The organism is Pseudomonas sp. JH-2 (assembly GCF_036231725.1).
Taxonomy (GTDB): domain Bacteria; phylum Pseudomonadota; class Gammaproteobacteria; order Pseudomonadales; family Pseudomonadaceae; genus Pseudomonas; species Pseudomonas delhiensis.
Window position 1 is genome coordinate 1 of sequence record NZ_JAZAQP010000104.1, and the last position, 2,204, is coordinate 2,204.

The following is a 2,204-nucleotide window of genomic DNA, read 5'->3' on the forward strand; positions in this document are numbered from 1 at the left end:
CAGACCGCGGTGGTGGACTCGCTGAACATGGACATCACCGAGATCAACACCCTCAACCAGGAAGGCGTGGAGAACCTGCAGGCCACCCTGCGCGCCTGCGCCGACCTGGAGAACCAGGCCGGCCGCCTGCGGCACCTGGTGGACAGCTTCCGTATCTGATCCGCCATCCATGAACAAGGCGCCTGCGGGCGCCTTTTTCATGTTCGCAAGACGCCACCTGTAGGAGCGGGCCCTGCCCGCGAATCGCGCGCAGGGCGCGCTCCTACAAGGGTGCGAGGCATGGGCACCCGTAGGGCGTATAACCGTTCGCGGTTATACGCCGATACACCGACCTCATGCCCGACCTCCCGGCCGAGAGCGGAGTGCCCGGGAACCAGGACCAAACGGCGGATAACGCCGTAGGCGTTATGCGCCCTACGTTCCATTCGCGGTCCGTTCCCATGCCCGGCCCATCGGCGCCCCACGCTTCTTTCTGCCTTTCACCCGCCGACCGCTACCGTTCGTCCGCCTCGCTAAAGCTTCCTACGGAAAATGCCGACTTCATGTCTGAAAGCCGCATCAGCCGGCGCTTCAGCCCCGGGCAAGGGCTTACCGGCACAGGAGTGCCATGGGCCGCACGCCATCCGCGAGCGGCCCCCACCGCCGCCCTACCCGGCGCGCGGTCTGTAGTCCGGGAGCCCCGAACCATCGTCGGGGCCCCCAATCACTGGCCCCCTCCCTGGATGCAAAAACAAGATGATGAAGAACCTGAAGTTCAGCCACAAAATACTGCTGGCCGCTTCTTTGGTGGTTTTCGCCGCATTCGCGCTCTTCACCCTGTACAACGACTACCTGCAGCGCAATGCCATCCGCGCAGACCTGGAGTCCTACCTGCAGGAAATGGGTGAAGTGACCGCCAGCAACATCCAGAACTGGCTCAGCGGGCGCATCCTGCTGGTCGAGCACAGCGCCCAGAGCATCGGCCGCGACAGCTCTCCGGCCACGCTCGGCGCCCTGCTGGAGCAGAAGGCGCTGACCTCGACCTTCAGCTTCACCTACCTCGGCCAGGCGGACGGTACCTTCACCATGCGCCCGGACGACAAGATGCCCGACGGCTACGACCCGCGTACCCGCCCCTGGTACAAGGACGCCCTGGCCGCCGGCGGCACCACCCTGACCGAACCCTACGTCGACGCCGCCACCGGCCAGCTGATCATCACCATCGCCACCCCGGCCCAGGCCGCCGGCAAGACGGTGGGCGTGGTCGGCGGCGACCTCAACCTGCAGGCCATCGTGCAGATCATCAACTCGCTGGACTTCAGCGGCATGGGCTACGCCTTCCTGGTCAGCGGCGACGGCAAGGTGCTGGTCGCCCCGGACAAGCAGCAGGTGATGAAGAACCTCAGCGAGATCTACCCGCAGAACACCCCGCGGATCGGCAGCGGCTTCAGCGAGAGCGAGCTCAACGGCGCCACCCGCATCCTCGCCTTCGCCCCGGTCAAGGGCCTGCCCTCGGTCAACTGGTACATCGGCCTGTCCATCGACAAGGACAAGGCCTACGCCATGCTCAGTACCTTCCGCACCTCGGCGGTGATAGCCGCGCTGGTCGCCATCGTCGCGATCCTCCTCCTGCTCGGCATGCTGATCCGCGTGCTGATGCAGCCGCTCACCGCCATGGGCCGCGCCATGCAGGACATCGCCCAGGGCGAGGGCGACCTGACCAAGCGCCTGGCGGTGCACAGCCACGACGAGTTCGGCACCCTGGCCGAGGCCTTCAACCGCTTCGTCGAACGCATCCACGAGTCCATCCGCGAAGTGGCCGGCACCGCGCGCCAGCTGCATGACGTGTCGCAACTGGTGGTCAACGCCTCCAACTCGTCCATGGCCAACTCCGACGAGCAGGCCAACCGCACCAACAGCGTGGCCGCGGCGATCAACGAACTGGGCGCCGCCGCCCAGGAGATCGCCCGCAACGCCGCCGACGCCAGCCACCATGCCAGCGACGCCAGCCACCAGGCCGGCGACGGCCGCCAGGTGGTGGAGCAGACCATCAGCGCGATGAACCAGCTGTCGGAGAAGATCAGCTACGCCAGCACCCACATCGAGTCGCTGAACAGCCGCACGGTGAACATCGGGCAGATTCTCGAGGTCATCAAGGGCATCTCCGAGCAGACCAACCTGCTGGCGCTCAACGCCGCCATCGAGGCCGCCCGCGCCGGCGAGGC

2 protein-coding genes are annotated in these 2,204 nt (G+C 66.5%); both read left to right on the forward strand.

Annotated elements, in window-relative coordinates:
• Positions 1-159 (forward strand): hypothetical protein (locus VV867_RS30860; RefSeq protein WP_328568429.1); only part of this gene is annotated, 159 nt, incomplete at its 5' end.
• 576 nt (positions 160-735) lie between these two features.
• A partial coding sequence (locus VV867_RS30865) for a methyl-accepting chemotaxis protein (protein ID WP_328568428.1) occupies positions 736-2,204 on the forward strand: 1,469 nt, incomplete at its 3' end.